The following is a 17,100-nucleotide window of genomic DNA, read 5'->3' as shown; positions in this document are numbered from 1 at the left end:
GGCTTGATTTTGTGTTGCCTTTTTCGCTGCCTCCAAAACCTGAAATTTCTACTTGACTTTTGTTAGCAGGTCTTTCACAGCCCAAGGGCTTCCTTTATCTTTTTTACGTACCGGCGGGACACGTAGCACACCGTGCCCCCCGCCAGGGTCATCCTGATGGTACCCGACAGCTTCAGGTCCAGGGCGGTGACCTTGGTCAAATTGACGATTTCCGACTGGGAGATGCGCACAAAGGTGTGCCGGTCCAGCCGGGCCTCCAGCTCGTAGAGCCGCTCCTTCAGTTCAAACACCCCATCAGCCGTCTGGGCCCTGACGCCCTTGTCCTCACCGTAGCACCGGAGCAGTTCCTCCGGCGGGATGGGGAAGGCGGAGCCGTCCCGCCAGCCGATGAGCCGGTCCCCGCTCTCCAGCCGGACGGCCAGAGCCTTTATCTCGTCGGTGAGGGCGGGGGCCGTGATGGTCACCGAGGGCGCGCCGCAGCCCGGCTCTATGCGTATCGTTACCTTCATGGGTCCTCCCCCTTTCCACCCTAACTATAACCAAAAAGAGACCGTCTGTCCATGCCATCGGGACAGACGGTCTCTCTGCGGGAATATTCGGTTGCAGATGGCTCAGGGAGCGCCCGCTTCTCCCACCGTGTAGGTCCAGGAGCCGTCCTCCGCCATCTGGGCGGTACAGTCGGAAAAGGCATAGCTCTCTGTGCCCGAGCGCCACTTCCGGGCCTCAAAGCCGGTATCCGCGTCCCCCGTGATGGAGAACAGACAGCCGTCCTCCCAGGCGCAGAGGTTGGGGTCCTCCTCACCGCCCTCCGTCATGGGGGTGAGATAGCCCTCCTGCCAGAGCACCTCCAGAGGTACCTCCATAGCGGGCGACAGGCGGCAGTCCTCGCCAAAGCGCCAGGCCAGGCCCGCTTTCTCACCCGGGGTCAGGTCGGTTAGGCCGGACAGGTCCACAGCCAGCTGCGTGGCGCCCTCGTTCAGGCCGGGCTCTGCCGCCCACAGGTCGTTGAGCACCTGGAGGTAGAGGCCGCAGCGGTCGTCCACGCTGCTTCCGTCCCCATCCAGGGCGTAGATCTCATAGAAGCCCATAGGAGAGCTGTACTGCACCATCCCGTCAAAAGTAATGGTGATTTTCATGCCGTCTGCCAGGTCGTCCGCCGTGGCCGGGTGTCCGTCTATGGTAACGGGGCCATCATCCGCCCCCAGGCGGTAGATGCCGCTGCCCCCATCCAGGTCGGCCACCATCAGGGCGCCCGTCTCCGCCCCGTCCACAATACGCACGGTCAAGGTGGCCTCCTTTCGCGCGCAGGCGGTCAGGACCAGCAGCCCGGTCATGGCCAGTGCCAGGAGCCGAATTTTCATTGCGCTTCCTCCTTCCGGGTTTGATTCTGTTTTTCAGACGTTTTTTTGGAGAAAAAGTTCCGTTTGTCCCTTGACAGGGGAGAGAAAAGATGTATAATAAGCATTTGATTAAAAAACAAACTTTTGCTTAGGAGGCGAGGCCATGACCCAGCGGGAACGACAGATTCTCAAATGGATTGAGGAGAACCCCCTCATCTCCCAGCAGGAGCTGGCGGAGAAGGCGGGCATCACCCGCTCCTCGGCGGCGGTGCACATCTCCAACCTGATGAAGCAGGGGCACATTGCCGGCCGGGGGTATATCGTCCGCACCGCGCCCTACGCGGTGGTGGTGGGCGGCGTGAACATGGACATCGGCGGCCGTCCGTCCCACAAGCTGGTGCCAGCCGACTCCAACCCGGGCGCCGTGCGCATGAGCCTGGGGGGCGTGGGGCGGAACATCGCCCATAACATGAGCCTGCTGGGCATGGATGTGCGGCTCCTCACCGCCTTTGGCGACGACATGAACGCCCAGCGCATCGCGGCCAGCTGCGGCGAGCTGGGCATTGACGTGAGCCAGTGCCTGACCGTGCCCGGCGGCGCCACCTCCACCTACCTCTTCATCACCGACGAGCGGGGGGACATGGCCCTGGCGGTGAGCGACATGGAGATCTATAAGAACGTGACCCCGGCGTTCCTGTCCAGCCGGTCCCGGCTGCTCCAGAACGCCCAGCTCATTGTGCTGGACACCAACATTCCGGCCGAGTCCATCGCCTGGCTGGCGGAGAACATCAGGCTGCCCATCTTTGCCGACCCGGTCTCCACCGCCAAGGCAGAGAAGCTCCGGCCGGTGCTGGGCAAGCTCCACACCCTCAAGCCCAACCGTCTGGAGGCCGAGCTGCTCTCCGGCGTGACCATCACCGATGAGAAGAGCCTCAACGCGGCGGCGGACGCCCTGCTGGCCACCGGATTGCGCCGGGTGTTCATCAGCCTGGGCGGGGACGGGGTTCTGGCCGCAGACCATAACGGCCGCTGTCATGTGCCCTGCTGTCCCGGCGATATGGTCAACACCACCGGCTGCGGCGACGCGGGCATGGCTGCCATCGCCTGGGCCTACCTGGAGGGCACCGATCTGGAGGGCACCGCCCGTGCCGCCATGGCGGCGGGGGCCATTGCCATGGAGAGCGCCGAGACCATTAACCCTGCCATGAGCGCCCGCCTGCTGAAGGAGCGCATGGGCATACAGGACTGAAACAGAAAAATCCACTACAAAATGTAATATACACAAAATATTATTCTGGAGGTAATTGAAAAATGAGCCTGAACAAGTATCTGGACGTCGCCCCTGAAGTCGCCGAGGCCATTGCCGCCGGCAAGCCCGTGGTGGCCCTGGAGTCCACCATCATCTCCCACGGCATGCCCTATCCCCAGAACGTGGAGACCGCCCTCAACGTGGAGCAGATCATCCGTGAGAACGGCGCTGTGCCCGCCACCATCGCCGTCATCGGCGGCCGCCTGAAGGCCGGCTGCACCAAGGAAGAGATCGAGTACCTGGGCAAGAAGGGCCTGGAAGTGACCAAGGCCAGCCGTCGGGATCTGCCCGTGCTGGTGGCCCGGGGTGAGGACGGCGCCACCACCGTCACCACTACCATGATCATTGCCCACATGGCGGGCATCCAGGTCTTTGCCACCGGCGGTATCGGCGGCGTTCACCGCGGCGCCGAGACCACCATGGACATCTCCGCCGACCTGGAGGAGCTGGCCCAGACACCTGTGATGGTGGTGTGCGCCGGCGCCAAGTCCATCCTGGACCTGGGCCTGACCCTGGAGTACCTGGAGACTCACGGCGTGCCTGTCATCGGCTACGGCACCAAGGAGCTGCCCGCCTTCTACACCCGCAAGAGCGGCTTCAGCGTGGATTACGAGATTGATACCCCCGAGGAGCTGGCCGCTGCCTTCCATGCCCAGCGTGAGCTGGAGTTCAAGGGCGGCATGCTGGTGACCAACCCCATCCCTGAGGAGTACTCCATGGATGCCGACGTCATCAACAAGGCCATCGACGAGGCTGTGGAGGAAGCCAAGGAGCAGGGCATCCACGGCAAGGCCACCACCCCCTTCCTGCTGGCCAAGATCAAGGACCTGACCGGCGGCGACTCCCTGGACTCCAATATCCATCTGGTGTACAACAATGCCAAGCTGGCTGCCAAGACTGCTGCCGCCATCTGCGCCCTGAAGTAAGCGCGGTATTTTCGGCATAAGCACAGCGCCCCGGATGTTCCGGGGCGCTGTGACCTTCGAAAAAGCGGCTTTGCCGCTTTTTCGAGCGGGATACAGCCCGCTGCGCGCAGAAGCTGCTCGCCTTTGGCGGAGCGCTTCCACACTTGCATGCTGAGAAGCGTTTTCTCCGGCGCACATGTCGCCGGAGAAAACAGATTTTACTGTATTCGCGCCTGCGGGCGCGAACTCTGCGAGGCTTTTTCAATAACTCTGAGCGCCCCGGATGTTCCGGGGCGCTGTTTTTTCGTTCTATCGAAAAAATATTCCCAGTATGCAGCTAGGGATTGACAGCGGGAGGCGGACATGCTATCATTTTGTTAGCTCAAACTAATTGTTAGAATCATAAAACTTTTGAAAGGGGGAACCCCTTATGACAGCACTGCTCTGGGCCGCCGGAGGCACCGGATTTACTTTTTTGATGACCAGCCTTGGGGCGGCTATGGTGTTTCTGTTTCGAAAGCAGGTCACTGCGCTGGCCCAGCGGATTTTTCTGGGCTTTGCCGCAGGCGTGATGATTGCCGCCTCGGTCTGGTCCCTGCTGATTCCCGCCATTGAGGAGGCGGAGGCGGCCGGTATGATCGGCTGGATTCCGGCGGCGGGTGGCTTTGTCCTGGGCGTGGGGCTGATGATAGCCCTGGACGGTCTGCTGCCTCATCTCCATCCCGGCGCCAAGGAGCCGGAGGGCGTGAAAGCGCACCTGAAGCGCACCACCATGCTGGTCTTTGCCGTCACCTTACACAATATCCCTGAGGGGATGGCGGTGGGCCTGTCCTTTGCTCTGGCGGCCCAGCACGGGGACGACCCGGCGCTTTACGCCGCCGCCATGGCTTTGGCCATCGGCATTGGCATTCAGAACTTTCCCGAGGGAGCGGCTATCTCCCTGCCCCTGCGGCAGGAGGGAATGAGACCCGTTAAGTCCTTCCTGTGCGGCAGCCTGTCGGGCTTTGTGGAGCCGGTCTTTGGGATTCTCACCGTGCTGCTGGCAGGCCAGATCGCCCCGCTGATGCCCTGGCTGCTCTCCTTTGCGGCCGGCGCCATGATCTACGTGGTGGTGGAGGAGCTGATTCCCGAGGCCCACCTGGGGGAGCACTCCAACGTGGGTACCCTGGGGGTCATGGGCGGCTTTCTCATTATGATGATTCTGGACGTAGCCCTGGGATAACAGCAAAACAGCGGCGGAAACTTCTGTTTCCGCCGCTGTTTTTGTGATTACAGCTTTTTTCTGGCCGCCAGGAAGCCGAAGGCCGTGCCGCAGGCGCCGCCCACCAGATGCATGAAATTGGCCACGTTGTCCTGGATAAAGAGGATGGAGTACACCTCCTGACCCAGGTAGAGCACAGCCACCAGAATCAGGGTGACAGGGATGGAGCCGGCCCTCATACCCGCCAGAGAGGAGAGCATGATGAGCATGAATACAATGCCGCTGGCCCCCAGCAGGGCCGTGCCGGGGAAGAAGAGGCACTGAAGCAGGCCGGACACAGCGGCGGTGAGAACGATACCCGCCAGCAGGGTGCTGCTGCCGTATTTCTCCTCCAGGGGCGGGCCAACCACCAGCAGCAGGAGCATATTGCCCAGGAAATGATCCCACCCGGCGTGCCCCAGCACGTGGCCCAGCAGGCGCACGAAGAACAGAGGAGAGATGGGGGAGCGGTAGACGGAGAAGAGGTGCAGATTGGTCCAGCCGCCGGTGAGCTGGTTCAGCACCAGGGCCGCCAGAGAGAGAAAGAAAAACGTGAGGATTACCGGGGAATTGTACTGAATCCGTTTCATCCGTATCACCTCAAAATTAAAATGAGCGGGTCAGGGCTTGCAGTTGCCGCAGGGGGTGTACCCCTCCGCCACGGCCTCTTCCCGGCTGGAGAAGAGAACCTGGTTCTGCTCGGCGGGCAGGTTGGGGCAGTCCTCCCGGTGGAACACCTTGGAGTTCAGGTTGCCGATGTAGGTCTCCTGTGCAGCGGCGCTCTGGCTGGGCTGGGGCGTGGTCCCGCTGTCCCGGCCAGGGGTGGGCGCGGTGTTCTTCTCGGTGGTGAAGGTGACAGCGGCGCCGTCGCTCACCGCCACAATGGTGCCCTGCTCATCGGTGCGGTACACGGTGGCGCCCGCGTCCCGCAGGCGGCTGAGCACATCGTCAGAGGGGTGGCCGTAGTCGTTGTTCAGCCCCACCGAGATGACCGCGTACTCCGGCATGACCTCCCGCAGGAAGGAGTAGCTGGAGGAGGTGTCGCTGCCGTGGTGGCCCACCTTGAGGACAGTGGCGGAGAGGTCCGCCCCCTGGTCCAGCAGATCCTTTTCCGCCTTGGTCTCCATATCCCCGGTGAAGAGAAAAGAGGTCTCGCCGAAATCCACCCGCAGCACAATGGAGGTGTTGTTGGTCTCGCTGTACTCTGCCACAGGGCCCAGAATGGTCACCTGGGCCTCTCCCAGGGAGAAGGTGTCGCCGGGGGAGGGGATTTCCGGCTCCAGCCCCTGGGCCTCGGTGTACTTGACAAAGTCACGGAAGGCCTTGGAGTCGTACTCGGTGACGGGGGAGAGGACATGGCTGACAGTGCAGGTGTTCAGCGGGCCGGACAGGCCGCCCACGTGGTCCTCGTGGGCGTGGGTGCAGACCACATAGTCCAGCTGGTCGATGCCCTGCTGGTCCAGGTAGGACACCACCAGACTGCTGTCGGCTACATTTCCGCCGTCGATGAGCATGGCGTCCTCCCCGCACACCAGCAGGGCGGAGTCAGCCTGGCCCACGTCGATGAAGTGAACAGCCAGGGTGGAGCCGTCGGATACGGCGGCAGGGGAGGGGGCAGGGCGCAGATCGCAGCCCGCCAGGGAGGCGAGCAGGCAGAGCAGGGCGAGCAGAGGGACAATACGTCGTTTCATGGGAACTCCTTTTCCGTGTTGGTATACATAATGTGCAGACATCAGTATAAACTACCGCGGCGAAAAAAGAAAGAGGGGGATAGAACGGAGAGGAAAACACTTTTTGCAGAAAGGGAAATAAAAGGGAGCAGCGCTGCATATTCTGGAAAAGAAAAGGGGGTATCGCCATGCCGGCGAGGCTATCTGGAAAGCTCCTGACTGCATTTGTCGCGGTCACTCTGGCGGGGGCCTGTCTCCATTTTATCCATGATTTCTTTCCCAATCCTATCGTCGCCCTCATTGCGCCGGTGAATGAGAGCATATGGGAGCACCTGAAAATCCTCTATTGGCCCTTCCTTTTAGGGGTGCTGCTCCTCTGCCGCCGGGACGGACGGGACGGTCTGGGACCGTGGCTGCTGTCACTGCTGTCCATCTGTGCCGCCATGCTGGCGGCGGGGTATCTCTACCATGTGGCAGCAGGTGGGGATTCTTTGGCCTTCGATATAGGCCTGTACGTTCTGCTGATGGGAGCGGGCTTTCTACTGGCGGCGGTATTCAATCGTCCGGCTGTCCGGCGAAGCACGGATTTGCTTTTGCTGCTCACTGCCGCCCTGGGCGGTGCCGTAGTGATCTTTACCTTCCTGCCCCCTGACCATATCCTCTTTGCCGACCTCTCCGGCATGCATACCTGGCAGGTCATCCCCTGCTGACCAGAGTGAAAAAAACGGAAGAACCCCCTTTACAAATCGGGAAATCCTTGCTATAATAATTGAGCGCCTTGGTTGAGGCGCTTGTGCGCGCCCGTAGCGCAATTGGATAGAGCGTCAGATTCCGGTTCTGAAGGCTGGGGGTTCGAGTCCCTTCGGGCGTACCACGTCGGAGCAAGCTTTGTATCGCTTGCTCCGACTTATTTTATAAGTCAGAGCGCGCTTACGCCGCTGCTCCTCCTTTCCAAACCGCAACCGCTATGCTGGGTTGCGGTTTGGGTCCGCCGCTACGCGGCGGTTTTGTCTTATCGTGAAGAGATATCGATTTTAACCGTCCCTTCCACGTGGTCGCAAAGTTCGCTTTGCGGCCACGTCTTTTTATAACTGATGCAAAAAGACATCATCCGCCCGCGCCCTTGCGCCTCCTTTCCCACTGCGACCCGCTGCGCTGGGCTTGCAGTGGGTAGGCCGTCCTGCGGGCGGCATGTTTCTCTATTAAGAAATATCGAGCTTAACCGCCCATTCCAAAACAAAGGGACATCCTTTTGGATGTCCTTTTGTTTTGGGTTTCAACGCCCAGAGGGCGGCGCCACCCTTCGGTATTTCAAATGCGCGGCGGAAGGGAGTTCCGCCTGCGCCGAGGTTTTGCCTGAAGCAAAACGCTCACACGGCGCATTGGCGCTGCCGGCCGGAAGGCCAGTCGGGCAGCACTCCTATATATTTTGGAACTTCAAACGATGGATTTTAACCATCTCTTCCAGAAGCAGACTTTCCGAGACAGTGGGGAGTCTGTTTTTGTTTTGCTTAATGGAACTGCAAGTCATATTGTGTTATCTATTGTGCCATTTAAAATCAGACCCGTGGAGTTATCAAAATAGGACAAGGGACAACCCATTGACAACCGGTGCCGCCGCGCATAAAATGGAAAAAATACAGGCCCGGGAGGGATGCGAGATGACATTGGAAGCGCTGCGGTACGCCCTGATGGGGGTGTCCGCCTATCGGAACATAATGGACGAGCCCCTAATAAGGGCGGTGTCTGCCCTGCTGGATGCAGTCAGTGAAGGCCGGGGCGGTGAGGCTCTGGAGCGGTATGCCGCTGTATTCTACCGCCTGCGGCAGGAGGGGTACGAGACCTTGGGAAGCTGGCTCCACGACAAGCTCCGCTATGAGGACGGCCCTTATCCCCGCATGGTGGAGCGAGGCGGGGAGGATAAGGAGCTTGCAGGGGCCGCGGAGCGGGATGTGGAGGTGCTCCGTCAGCTCTCAGGCCTGAGCGGCGGGCTGCTCCTCAGCAAAATCGGCGCGCTGCTGCCTCCCGAAGCGGCCGCAGTCCCCGCCAAGCTGCCTCGCTGGAGCGGCGATGTGCCCTTTGATTTTGCATCTCTGACCGAGTTCTACCGCCGCAGCGGCGCGGGGCTTTTTGCCCGCAATCGGGCTTTCCTGTGGGAGGAAGGCGCCCTTCGGCCGGTAGACAATCCGGACTGTACCGACGGCGCGGAGCTCATCGGCTACGAGCGCCAGCGGGACAAGGTTATCGCCAACACCCGGGCCATGATGGAGGGCAATCTGGTCAACAACGTGCTGCTCTACGGCGACCCGGGCACCGGAAAATCAGTGACCGTCAAATCCCTTCTCACAGTGCCCGGCTTTGAGGATTTGCGGCTCATTGAAGTACGGAAGGAGGAGCTTGGCGAACTCCACGACCTGATCCCCACTCTGGCCGGGCGGCGGCACAAGTTTATTCTCTTCATCGACGACCTGGCCTTTGATCAGGATGACAAGACCTACTCTGTTCTCAAGACCATTCTGGAGGGCGGCCTGGAGCGCCGCCCGGCCAATGTGGCGGTGTACGCCACCTCCAACCGCCGCCATCTGGTGCGGCAGACCTTCTCCGATCGTGCCGGGGACGAGGTGGATCGCACTGAGACCATTGCGGAAAAGACCTCTCTGTCCGAGCGGTTTGGACTGCGCATTCCCTATCTGGCGGTGGGCAAGCCGGAGTTCCTGGACATGGTGGAGCGGATGGCCGACCTGTACGGCGTCGCTATGGACCGGGATACCCTCCGGGCCGAGGCGGTAAAGTTCGAGATGCATCACCCTGGCCGTACGCCCCGCACCGCCCGGCAGTTTATTGCCAGCCTGAGCATGTGACCGGCTGCCGGAGACAGGAAGGAGCGCACAGCAAAATGGAGATTCTGAATCTCAGAGCCCACGGAGAGCTGGCCGGGATGGCGGCAGAATGGTTTCATGAGAAATGGGGCATCCCTGCGGCAGCCTATCTGGAGAGCATGGAGGAATGCCGGAAGGGCGGGGCAGCGGTTCCTCAGTGGTACGCCGCACTGGAGAACGGGCAAATGGTCGGCGGGCTCGGCGTCATTGAAAATGATTTTCACAGCCGGAAAGACCTGGCGCCCAACGTCTGCGCACTGTATGTGGAGGGGGTCTATCGCCGCAGGGGAATCGCAGGGGAACTGCTGCGATGGGCGTGCTCCGACATGGGCCGCTTTGGAATTGACACGCTCTATCTTGTGACCGAACATACCGCCTTCTATGAGCAGTACGGCTGGCGCTTTCTGGGGCTGGTCCGCGACACGGGTGACTGGGGCGGCTGGATGCGGATCTACGCCCATAAAACCGGGACCTGAGGATAAATTGTAAATTTTCTTTGAACCCCCTTGAAAATTATAACGCGAAGGATTATCATAGCGTTAGCACTCGGATGTTTCGAGTGCTAACGCTATGTTGTTAATCCGAATCGTTTCATATATGGAGGCAGATATCATGGAAAAGAAACAGTTTCAGGCGGAGTCCAAGCGACTGCTGGACCTGATGATCAACTCAATCTACACCCACAAGGAAATTTTCCTCCGTGAGATCATCTCCAACGCCAGCGACGCCATCGATAAACTGGCCTACAAGGCCCTCACCGACGACAAGGTGGGGCTGAACCGGTCCGACTTCAAGATTGTCCTCACGCCCGACCAGATTGCCCGCACCCTGACCATCAGCGACAACGGCATTGGCATGACCAGGGAGGAGCTGGAGGAGAACCTGGGCACCATCGCCCGCAGCGGCTCCCTCCAGTTCAAGCAGGACATGGATCAGGACAAGAAGGCCGACGTGGACATCATCGGTCAGTTCGGTGTGGGCTTTTACTCCGCCTTCATGGTGGCCGACAAGGTCACCGTCACCAGCAAGGCCTACGGCTCTGACCAGGCCTGGCGCTGGGAGAGCGAGGGCGCCGATGGATATACCGTTGAGCCGGCGGAGAAGGCCGGCGTGGGCACCGATATTGTACTTCACATCAAGGTGGATACCGACGATGAGAAGTACAGCCAGTACCTGGAGCAGTACCGCCTGGACGACCTGGTGAAGAAGTACTCCGACTATATCCACTACCCCATCCAGATGCTCATGCACAAGTCCCGCCAGAAGGAGCGCCCCGCCGACGCCGGTGAGGACTATAAGCCCGAATGGGAGGATTATGACGAGTGGGAGACCCTCAACTCCATGGTGCCTCTGTGGCAGCGGCCCAAGAGCGAGGTGACTGCGGAGGAGTACAACGCCTTCTATAAGGAGCACTATGGCGACTGGGAGGATCCCCTGGCTGTGGTCCACGTCCACGGCGAAGGCCAGGTGGAGTACAAGGCCATGCTCTATATCCCGGCCCACGCCCCTTACGACTTCTATACCCGCGAGTATGAGAAGGGCCTTCAGCTCTACTCCTCCGGCGTGCTTATTATGGACAAGTGCGCCGACCTGCTGCCCGACCACTTCCGCTTTGTCCGGGGCGTGGTGGACTCCGCCGACTTCTCCCTCAACATCTCCCGTGAGGTGCTCCAGCACACCCAGGTGCTGAAGATCATTGCCACCAACCTGGAGAAGAAGATCAAGGCTGAGCTGCTCAAGCTCCAGAAGGACGAGCGGGCCAAGTATGAGACCTTCTGGTCCGCCTTTGGCCGCCAGATCAAGTACGGCGTGCTGGAGGACTACGGCGTCCACAAGGACATGCTCAAGGACCTGCTTCTGTTCCACTCCTCCAAGGACGGCAAGCTGACCACTCTGGCCGAGTACCGTCAGCGGATGCCTGAGGATCAGCAGTATATCTACTACGCCTGCGGCGAGAGCGTGGACCAGATCGCCCGCCTGCCCCAGGCCGAGCGGATTCTGGACAAGGGCTATGAGATTCTCTACCTGACGGAGGAGCCCGACGAGTTCATCATGAACGCCCTGGGCGCCTGGGATGAGAAGGCTTTCAAGCCGGTGACCGACGAGGACGCCCTGCCTCAGACCGACGAGGAGAAGGCCGCCGCCGAAAAGAAGGCGGAGGAGAGCAAGGACGTGCTCACCTTCGTGAAGGAGACTCTGGGCGACAAGATTAAGGAGGCCAGGGTGTCCAAGATTCTGAAGTCGGGCGCGGTGTGCCTCACTGCCGACGGCCCGGTGACCATTGAGATGGAGAAGTACTTCTCCCGCATGGACCCGGAGCGCGCCCAGAGCATGAAGGCCCAGCGGGTGCTGGAGCTCAACCCGGATTCCGGCGCCTTCGCCGCCCTGCGGGAGGCGGTGGACTCCGACCCGGAGAAGGCCAAGAAGTACGCCGAGCTGCTCTACGACCAGGCTCTGCTCATTGCAGGCCTGCCCCTGGAGGACCCGGCCGCCTACACTGAGCTGGTGTGCAGCCTGATGAAGTAAACCGAAAAACAGAATGCCGCCCCGGCGCCGTATGGCGCCGGGGCGGCATTTTCTTGCTGTATTAACCCTCGTAGGGCTTATCCGTCTCGATATAGACGCCCAGCTCTGCGCTCCAGCTTACGTTGAAGCCCAGCGCCTGGCCCAGGTCCCGCAGCTTGTAGTAGGTGTATCCGCCGCCGGCATCGTCGGTGAGCAGGATGGCATCCAGCGCAGCGGCGGAGCCGTTCACATTGGTGGCGGCAGTGGAGTTCTGATAGCTCCGGTTGCCGCTGAAGGGGGTGGACATCTCAGAGCCGTTGGCAGTGTAGGCCTGGCCGGTGACCAGATTCACTGCGCCGTCCCAGCCCACGTTGAACTGGGCGGCGGTGCCGTTGAGGGCGTATGCCACGTCGCGTACCTTTACATAGTTGGTGTCGTTGCCCTTCTCGTCCTTGAGGGCGTACATCTGGAACTCCACGGCCACGCCGTCCACCTTCACGGACTGAGTGGAGGCATAGGCGGTTTTGGCGGGGGTAGGAGGCGTAACGCCGCCGCCGGTCCAGACGGCATAGGTCACGTACTCACCGGCGCTGTCATAGATGCTGGTCAGGGTGCCCCAGTCAAAGGTCTCCTGCTTGAGTTGGAGGGGCTTGCCGTACTGATCCTTAAACTGGGAGACAAGGGAACTGGCCGCTGCCGTATCGTCCATATACACCCGGAAGCCCTCAAAGGCGGGCTTATCCCGCTCCACCAGGATGCTGCCGCTGTTCAGGGTATAGCTGTCGTTTACAGTCAGGCCGGTGGTGGTGATGGAGCCGCCGGAGAGGGTCAGCTTGAAACAGGAGAAATAGGTGGCGGTGATAGCGGCGTCAGTCAGCGTCAGGTCGCCCAGCGTGAGCTGGTGGCAGGAGAGACTGCCCCCGCCCTGGATGGTCACCATGGGCTGGTCCTCCAGGGTCTTGCCCATCTTATAGATGGAATCCATGGTATTGACGCTGTTGCTCGTGCCGCTGGTCAGCACAAAGGTAAAGGGCTTGTCCAGATTACACAGCTGGAAATAGCCGCTGTCGCCATAGGGATTGTCGGGGGTTGCGATATTAAGCCCGTTAAAGGTCATGGTGTAGTTGCCGTCATAGCTCCAGCCGGCGCCGCTGGCAGGGGCGTCATAAGAGTAAAAGGTCTCGCCGAAGCGGAAGCCCACCCGGGTCTCGCCCATGGCGTCAGCCAGAGCAGGGGCGGCCAGGCCCAGGGCCAGAGCCATGGCCAGAAACAGGGACAGAAATTTTTTCTTCATAAAAGTACCTCCCATTCCCATATCCTGCAGAGCGTGAGCCATCTCACAGGATATAATTTCTTACATTTTATATTTTTTCCAAATTCGAATCAATAACATAAGTTAACAGAAGAGCTGCATACGGAACAGGAGAGAAAAAGAAGCAAAGAGATTGACAAATAATTATCAAAGGAATATACTGCTTTTGGCTCCGCACTGCGGGAAAGCGGGGCGTAATATGAAATACGGGAGAGCTGACATATGGCCAACATCATCATTGCACCGGGAAAGTACATTCAGGGTCAGGGCGAGCTGAGCAATATCGGCACCTACACCCGCCCCCTGGGAGAAAACGCCTTTGTGCTCATCAGCAAGTCCGGCTATCAGCGTGTGGGCGGACAGGTGGAGGAGAGCTTCAAGGCCGCGGGCTGCACCGTCCACTTTGCGTATTTCAACGGCGAGTGCTCCAAGAACGAGATCAACCGCCTGAAGAGCCAGCTGGATGAGCTGGGCGCCACCGTGGTGGTGGGCATCGGCGGTGGCAAGATCCACGACACCGCCAAAGCCGTGGCCCACTACGCCGGCAAGCCTGTGGTCATCGTACCCACCATCGCGGGTACCGACGCCCCCTGCTCCGCCCTGTCCGTGATTTACAGCGACGAGGGCGTCTTTGAGGAGTATCTGTGGCTGCCTGCCAACCCCAATGTGGTGCTGGTGGACACCGATGTGGTGAGCAAGGCCCCCGCCCGTCTGCTGGTGTCCGGCATGGGCGACGCTCTGGCTACCTACTTCGAGGCCCAGGCTACCGCGGATGCCAATGCCTCCACCTGCGCCGGCGGAAAGATTACCAACGCCGCCCTGGTGCTTGCCCGGGCCTGCTACGACACCCTGCTCGCCGACGGCCTGAAGGCCAAGCTGGCGGTAGAGAAGCACGTGTGCACCAAGGCTGTGGAGAACATCATCGAGGCCAACACCTACCTCTCCGGCATCGGCTTTGAGTCCGGCGGCCTGGCCGGCGCCCACGCCATCCACAACGGCTTTACCGTGGCTCCCGAGACCCACAGCCTGTACCACGGCGAGAAGGTGGCCTTCGGCACCCTGGTGCAGCTGGTGCTCCAGAACGCCGACATGGAGCAGATCGAAGAGGTGCTGGACTTCTGCATGAGCGTGGGCCTGCCCACCACCCTGGCTGACCTGGGTCTGGCCGACGCCGCCCCCGAGGTGATCCGTGCTGTGGCGGAGGCTGCCTCCGTGCCCGGCGAGACCATCCACAACATGCCCATGGAGGTCACCGCCGACAAGGTCTACGCCGCTATCTTCACCGCCGACGCCCTGGGCCGCCAGTATAAGTAAGGGAGATACACGCGCAGCGCCCCCTGCCGTCCATCAGGACGGCAGGGGGCGTTCTTTTCAGGGAGCTGCGGGGTCTGACGCCGGGAACCGGGCCAGGAAGGATTGAATCTGCCTCCGGCTTTTCAGCACCACGGCCTTTGCGCTGTACCGGGCCATAAGGCTCCGGTACTGGGCGCTCCGCTTCCTGCTGCGGCCGTCCCACACCAGCCAGCGGAAAAATTCCAGGTCAAACTTTTCGCAGCACCCGTCGGCGGCGCTGTCCCGCACCTGACCGCGGAAGCGGCGGTACCGTCCCCAGGCCTGGCGCAGGCAGGTGAGCCGGGGAAGGTCCAGAAAGACGATGAGGTCGGCCTCCTCCAGCCTGCGGGCCTGGAGGAACCCGGAGTAGTTGCCGTCGATGACCCAGCTGTCCCGGGCCATAAATTCCTCCACCATGGCCAGGGCCTCCGCCCGGTCCCGCTCCTGCCAGCCCGCAGTGAACTGCACCTTGTCCAGGTGGAGCAGGGGCAGCCCCAGCCGCTGAGAGAGTGCTCTGGACAGGGTGGATTTTCCCGCCCCCGAGTAGCCCATCACCGCGATTTTCATGCCTGTTCTCCTCCCACATCGGGCAGGGGACGGCGGCGGGGATTCACCGGGCCCCACTCGGGGAGGGGGAGCCGCTGCATGGCCCCAAGCACCCGCTGCTTCAGTCCGGGATACTGCTTGTCCAGGGTGCGGACCAGTTCCTTGATCTCCTGCCGCTTGGTGAAGCCGTCGGCTGGGCAGGGATTGTGGACCACGGGATATCCCTCCTTGGCGGCGATGGTGCGGATGCTGGCCTCGCTCAGATAGAGGAGGGGGCGGATCTGCACGATGTCGGTCCGGTCCAGGTAGGTCACCGGCTGGAAGCAGGAGATGCGTCCCTCATAGAAGAGGGAGAGGAAGAAGGTTTCCACCGCGTCGTCAAAGTGGTGGCCCAGGGCAATCTTGTGGATGCCGTGGTCCATCAGGGCGTTATGGAGGGCGCCCCGGCGCATCTTGGCACACATGGAGCAGGGGTTCTTCTCCTTCCGCAGGTCAAAGATAATATGGTGGATTTCGGAGGGGAGAATGGTGTAGGGCACATCCAGGGTCTTGCAGAACTCCGCCACCGGCGTAAAGTCCATGCCCACACCGCCGTCTACGTGGCCCATGTCCAGGGTGAAGGCCTCCACGGTGAAGGGCACAGGGTAAAAGGTGCGCAGGCCGGCCAGACCGGCCAGCAGAGCAATGGAGTCCTTGCCGCCGGACACGCCCACGGCAATCCGGTCGCCGGGCTTAATCATGTCGTAGTCCTCCACGCAGCGGCGGATGTAGCTCAGGAGCTTGGTGTTCATAGGGAGACCTCACTTTTTCGGGAAAATAAATTAAAAAATGAAAATGAGAATAAGAGAGTGCGGAGAAGAAAACGGAAGAAAAACGGAGATTTCATATTTATAAATTAAAAACATGAAAAAAGCCGTTGACAGTTTGAAACGAGTGCATTATAATACAAAACGCTCCACTTGTACAGGTGGAGCTTTGATTCTGTCAAGTCCAGATTTGGAAGATATAAAAGCAATGGAGGTTTCACCTATGTCCACTTTTATGGCCAACAAGGGAAACATCGTCCGCAAGTGGTACATCCTCGATGCGGCCGGTAAGCCCCTGGGCAAGACCGCTGCCACCGCCGCCACCCTGCTGCGCGGCAAGCACAAGCCCGAGTACACCCCCCACGCCGACTGCGGCGACTACGTGGTCATCATCAACGCCGAGAAGGCCGTCCTGACCGGCAAGAAGGGCGAGCAGAAGTACTACCGCACCCACTCCGGCTACCCCGGCGGCCTCAAGGAGACCAAGTACCGCATCCTGATGCAGGAGAAGCCCGAGCTGGCCATGAAGGTGGCCATCCGCGGCATGATGCCCCGCAACATCGTCACCAAGGACTCTCTGACCCGGCTTCACATCTATCGCGGCGCTGAGCACAATCAGGCCGCTCAGAAGCCCGAGGCCTGGACCGCGGAATAAGGAGGAAAATTGAACTATGTATAAGAGCAAGAAGCCTTATCTCTACGGCACCGGCCGCCGGAAGTCCTCCGTGGCTCGTGTGCACCTGTTCCCCAACGGCACCGGCGCCATCACCATCAACGGCCGTGACATCGACGACTACTTCGGCCTGGACACCCTGAAGATGGTGGTCCGTCAGCCCCTGAACACCACCGGCACCATCGGCAAGGTGGACATTGTCGCTACCGTCGTGGGCGGCGGCGTGACCGGCCAGGCCGGCGCCATCCGTCACGGCATTGCCCGCGCCCTCCTGAATGTGGACCCCGAGTTCCGTCCCGCTCTGAAGGCCGCCGGTTTCCTGACCCGCGATCCCCGTATGAAGGAGCGCAAGAAGTACGGTCTCAAGGCAGCCCGCCGCGCTCCGCAGTTCAGCAAGCGCTAAAACTGTTTCAAAACAGCTCAAAAACCCCGAAACCACGCGGTTTTCGGGGTTTTTCCTTTTCAGATTGTTTGCCCTGTTTTGGCATAGTCTGACCTGTTTTGACCCGATTTTTATGGGTTAAATAAAGGACAACCACCCCTAAAATGAGGGCTAATGGGTTAAATTATAGGACAACTTTTT

Annotated in this window: 17 protein-coding genes and 1 tRNA gene; 11 read left to right on the top strand and 7 right to left on the bottom strand. The window is 60.5% G+C overall.

Going from position 1 to position 17,100, the window contains the following annotated elements:
* Positions 1 to 74: 74 nt before the first annotated feature.
* Together Q0K06_RS11780 and Q0K06_RS11775 are read right to left on the bottom strand one after the other, a co-directional pair.
* Positions 75 to 509, bottom strand: a complete 435-nt coding sequence (locus tag Q0K06_RS11780) for a LytTR family DNA-binding domain-containing protein (protein ID WP_294552734.1) — start codon at positions 507 to 509, stop codon at positions 75 to 77.
* Positions 510 to 611: 102 nt separating this feature from the next.
* Positions 612 to 1,361 (bottom strand): hypothetical protein, encoded by a 750-nt coding sequence (locus Q0K06_RS11775; protein ID WP_294552731.1) that lies wholly within the window; start codon positions 1,359 to 1,361, stop codon positions 612 to 614.
* 142 nt (positions 1,362 to 1,503) lie between these two features.
* Here Q0K06_RS11775 and Q0K06_RS11770 point away from each other — a divergent pair, with 142 nt between their 5' ends.
* The 3 genes from Q0K06_RS11770 to Q0K06_RS11760 all read left to right on the top strand — a co-directional run bounded on the left by Q0K06_RS11770 (position 1,504) and on the right by Q0K06_RS11760 (position 4,776).
* Positions 1,504 to 2,589 carry a PfkB family carbohydrate kinase gene (locus tag Q0K06_RS11770; protein WP_294552728.1) on the top strand — a complete coding sequence of 362 codons (1,086 nt, stop codon included), beginning with the start codon at positions 1,504 to 1,506 and terminating at the stop codon, positions 2,587 to 2,589.
* 62 nt (positions 2,590 to 2,651) lie between these two features.
* Positions 2,652 to 3,575, top strand: coding sequence for a pseudouridine-5'-phosphate glycosidase (locus Q0K06_RS11765; RefSeq protein ID WP_294552725.1), 924 nt, complete (start codon positions 2,652 to 2,654; stop codon positions 3,573 to 3,575).
* Positions 3,576 to 3,984: 409 nt separating this feature from the next.
* Complete coding sequence (locus tag Q0K06_RS11760) at positions 3,985 to 4,776, top strand: ZIP family metal transporter (RefSeq protein ID WP_294552722.1); 792 nt, start codon at positions 3,985 to 3,987, stop codon at positions 4,774 to 4,776.
* A gap of 47 nt (positions 4,777 to 4,823) precedes the next feature.
* On the opposite strand, the gene Q0K06_RS11755 is transcribed toward Q0K06_RS11760, so the two are convergent.
* Positions 4,824 to 5,384, bottom strand: a complete 561-nt coding sequence (locus tag Q0K06_RS11755; RefSeq protein ID WP_294552719.1) for a rhomboid family intramembrane serine protease — start codon at positions 5,382 to 5,384, stop codon at positions 4,824 to 4,826.
* Positions 5,385 to 5,414: 30 nt separating this feature from the next.
* Positions 5,415 to 6,485, bottom strand: coding sequence for an MBL fold metallo-hydrolase (locus Q0K06_RS11750; RefSeq protein ID WP_294552714.1), 1,071 nt, complete (start codon positions 6,483 to 6,485; stop codon positions 5,415 to 5,417).
* Positions 6,486 to 6,652: 167 nt separating this feature from the next.
* Here Q0K06_RS11750 and Q0K06_RS11745 point away from each other — a divergent pair, with 167 nt between their 5' ends.
* From Q0K06_RS11745 to htpG, 5 genes are all read left to right on the top strand, one after another.
* Positions 6,653 to 7,174, top strand: coding sequence for a DUF6512 family protein (locus Q0K06_RS11745; RefSeq protein WP_294552710.1), 522 nt, complete (start codon positions 6,653 to 6,655; stop codon positions 7,172 to 7,174).
* An 87-nt stretch (positions 7,175 to 7,261) separates the two neighbouring features.
* Positions 7,262 to 7,338 (top strand) — tRNA-Arg (locus Q0K06_RS11740).
* Between the two features lie 787 nt (positions 7,339 to 8,125).
* Positions 8,126 to 9,325, top strand: a complete 1,200-nt coding sequence (locus Q0K06_RS11735) for a DUF815 domain-containing protein (protein ID WP_294552707.1) — start codon at positions 8,126 to 8,128, stop codon at positions 9,323 to 9,325.
* A 35-nt stretch (positions 9,326 to 9,360) separates the two neighbouring features.
* Positions 9,361 to 9,819 carry a GNAT family N-acetyltransferase gene (locus tag Q0K06_RS11730; RefSeq protein ID WP_294552705.1) on the top strand — a complete coding sequence of 153 codons (459 nt, stop codon included), beginning with the start codon at positions 9,361 to 9,363 and terminating at the stop codon, positions 9,817 to 9,819.
* A 136-nt stretch (positions 9,820 to 9,955) separates the two neighbouring features.
* Entirely contained in the window at positions 9,956 to 11,869 is a 1,914-nt protein-coding gene (htpG, locus tag Q0K06_RS11725; protein ID WP_294552703.1) for a molecular chaperone HtpG, read from the top strand.
* Positions 11,870 to 11,930: 61 nt separating this feature from the next.
* Here htpG and Q0K06_RS11720 read toward each other — a convergent pair whose 3' ends face one another.
* Complete coding sequence (locus Q0K06_RS11720) at positions 11,931 to 13,142, bottom strand: hypothetical protein (protein ID WP_294552700.1); 1,212 nt, start codon at positions 13,140 to 13,142, stop codon at positions 11,931 to 11,933.
* 240 nt (positions 13,143 to 13,382) lie between these two features.
* On the opposite strand from Q0K06_RS11720, the gene Q0K06_RS11715 reads away from it, so the two are divergent.
* Entirely contained in the window at positions 13,383 to 14,474 is a 1,092-nt protein-coding gene (locus Q0K06_RS11715; protein ID WP_294552697.1) for a glycerol dehydrogenase, read from the top strand.
* 57 nt (positions 14,475 to 14,531) lie between these two features.
* Here the strand turns inward: Q0K06_RS11715 and Q0K06_RS11710 are convergent, their stop codons facing one another.
* Positions 14,532 to 15,059: a DNA topology modulation protein FlaR gene (locus tag Q0K06_RS11710; RefSeq protein WP_294552691.1), complete on the bottom strand. Its 528-nt coding sequence runs from the start codon at positions 15,057 to 15,059 to the stop codon at positions 14,532 to 14,534.
* A complete protein-coding gene (locus tag Q0K06_RS11705; protein WP_294552689.1) occupies positions 15,056 to 15,829 on the bottom strand; it encodes an ATP-binding protein in 774 nt (257 codons plus the stop codon). Before Q0K06_RS11705 ends, Q0K06_RS11710 begins: the two co-directional genes overlap by 4 nt.
* A gap of 238 nt (positions 15,830 to 16,067) precedes the next feature.
* Between Q0K06_RS11705 and rplM the strand changes: the two genes are divergently transcribed.
* Both rplM and rpsI read left to right on the top strand, forming a co-directional pair.
* Entirely contained in the window at positions 16,068 to 16,499 is a 432-nt protein-coding gene (rplM, locus tag Q0K06_RS11700; protein ID WP_294552687.1) for a 50S ribosomal protein L13, read from the top strand.
* 16 nt (positions 16,500 to 16,515) lie between these two features.
* A complete protein-coding gene (gene rpsI / locus Q0K06_RS11695; RefSeq protein ID WP_294536645.1) occupies positions 16,516 to 16,920 on the top strand; it encodes a 30S ribosomal protein S9 in 405 nt (134 codons plus the stop codon).
* Positions 16,921 to 17,100: the final 180 nt, after the last annotated feature.

It is taken from the genome of uncultured Pseudoflavonifractor sp. (assembly GCF_944387805.1).
Lineage (GTDB): Bacteria > Bacillota > Clostridia > Oscillospirales > Oscillospiraceae > Pseudoflavonifractor.
Note: the sequence above shows the minus strand (reverse complement) of the source record. Positions and strands in the feature narration are given on the sequence as shown.

Coding starts and splice junctions, on each gene's coding strand:
- Q0K06_RS11780 (WP_294552734.1), bottom strand. CDS start 509: ATGAAGGTAACGATACGCATAGAGCCGGGCTGCGGCGCGCCCTCGGTG.
- Q0K06_RS11775 (WP_294552731.1), bottom strand. CDS start 1,361: ATGAAAATTCGGCTCCTGGCACTGGCCATGACCGGGCTGCTGGTCCTG.
- Q0K06_RS11770 (WP_294552728.1), top strand. CDS start 1,504: ATGACCCAGCGGGAACGACAGATTCTCAAATGGATTGAGGAGAACCCC.
- Q0K06_RS11765 (WP_294552725.1), top strand. CDS start 2,652: ATGAGCCTGAACAAGTATCTGGACGTCGCCCCTGAAGTCGCCGAGGCC.
- Q0K06_RS11760 (WP_294552722.1), top strand. CDS start 3,985: ATGACAGCACTGCTCTGGGCCGCCGGAGGCACCGGATTTACTTTTTTG.
- Q0K06_RS11755 (WP_294552719.1), bottom strand. CDS start 5,384: ATGAAACGGATTCAGTACAATTCCCCGGTAATCCTCACGTTTTTCTTT.
- Q0K06_RS11750 (WP_294552714.1), bottom strand. CDS start 6,485: ATGAAACGACGTATTGTCCCTCTGCTCGCCCTGCTCTGCCTGCTCGCC.
- Q0K06_RS11745 (WP_294552710.1), top strand. CDS start 6,653: ATGCCGGCGAGGCTATCTGGAAAGCTCCTGACTGCATTTGTCGCGGTC.
- Q0K06_RS11735 (WP_294552707.1), top strand. CDS start 8,126: ATGACATTGGAAGCGCTGCGGTACGCCCTGATGGGGGTGTCCGCCTAT.
- Q0K06_RS11730 (WP_294552705.1), top strand. CDS start 9,361: ATGGAGATTCTGAATCTCAGAGCCCACGGAGAGCTGGCCGGGATGGCG.
- htpG (WP_294552703.1), top strand. CDS start 9,956: ATGGAAAAGAAACAGTTTCAGGCGGAGTCCAAGCGACTGCTGGACCTG.
- Q0K06_RS11720 (WP_294552700.1), bottom strand. CDS start 13,142: ATGAAGAAAAAATTTCTGTCCCTGTTTCTGGCCATGGCTCTGGCCCTG.
- Q0K06_RS11715 (WP_294552697.1), top strand. CDS start 13,383: ATGGCCAACATCATCATTGCACCGGGAAAGTACATTCAGGGTCAGGGC.
- Q0K06_RS11710 (WP_294552691.1), bottom strand. CDS start 15,059: ATGAAAATCGCGGTGATGGGCTACTCGGGGGCGGGAAAATCCACCCTG.
- Q0K06_RS11705 (WP_294552689.1), bottom strand. CDS start 15,829: ATGAACACCAAGCTCCTGAGCTACATCCGCCGCTGCGTGGAGGACTAC.
- rplM (WP_294552687.1), top strand. CDS start 16,068: ATGTCCACTTTTATGGCCAACAAGGGAAACATCGTCCGCAAGTGGTAC.
- rpsI (WP_294536645.1), top strand. CDS start 16,516: ATGTATAAGAGCAAGAAGCCTTATCTCTACGGCACCGGCCGCCGGAAG.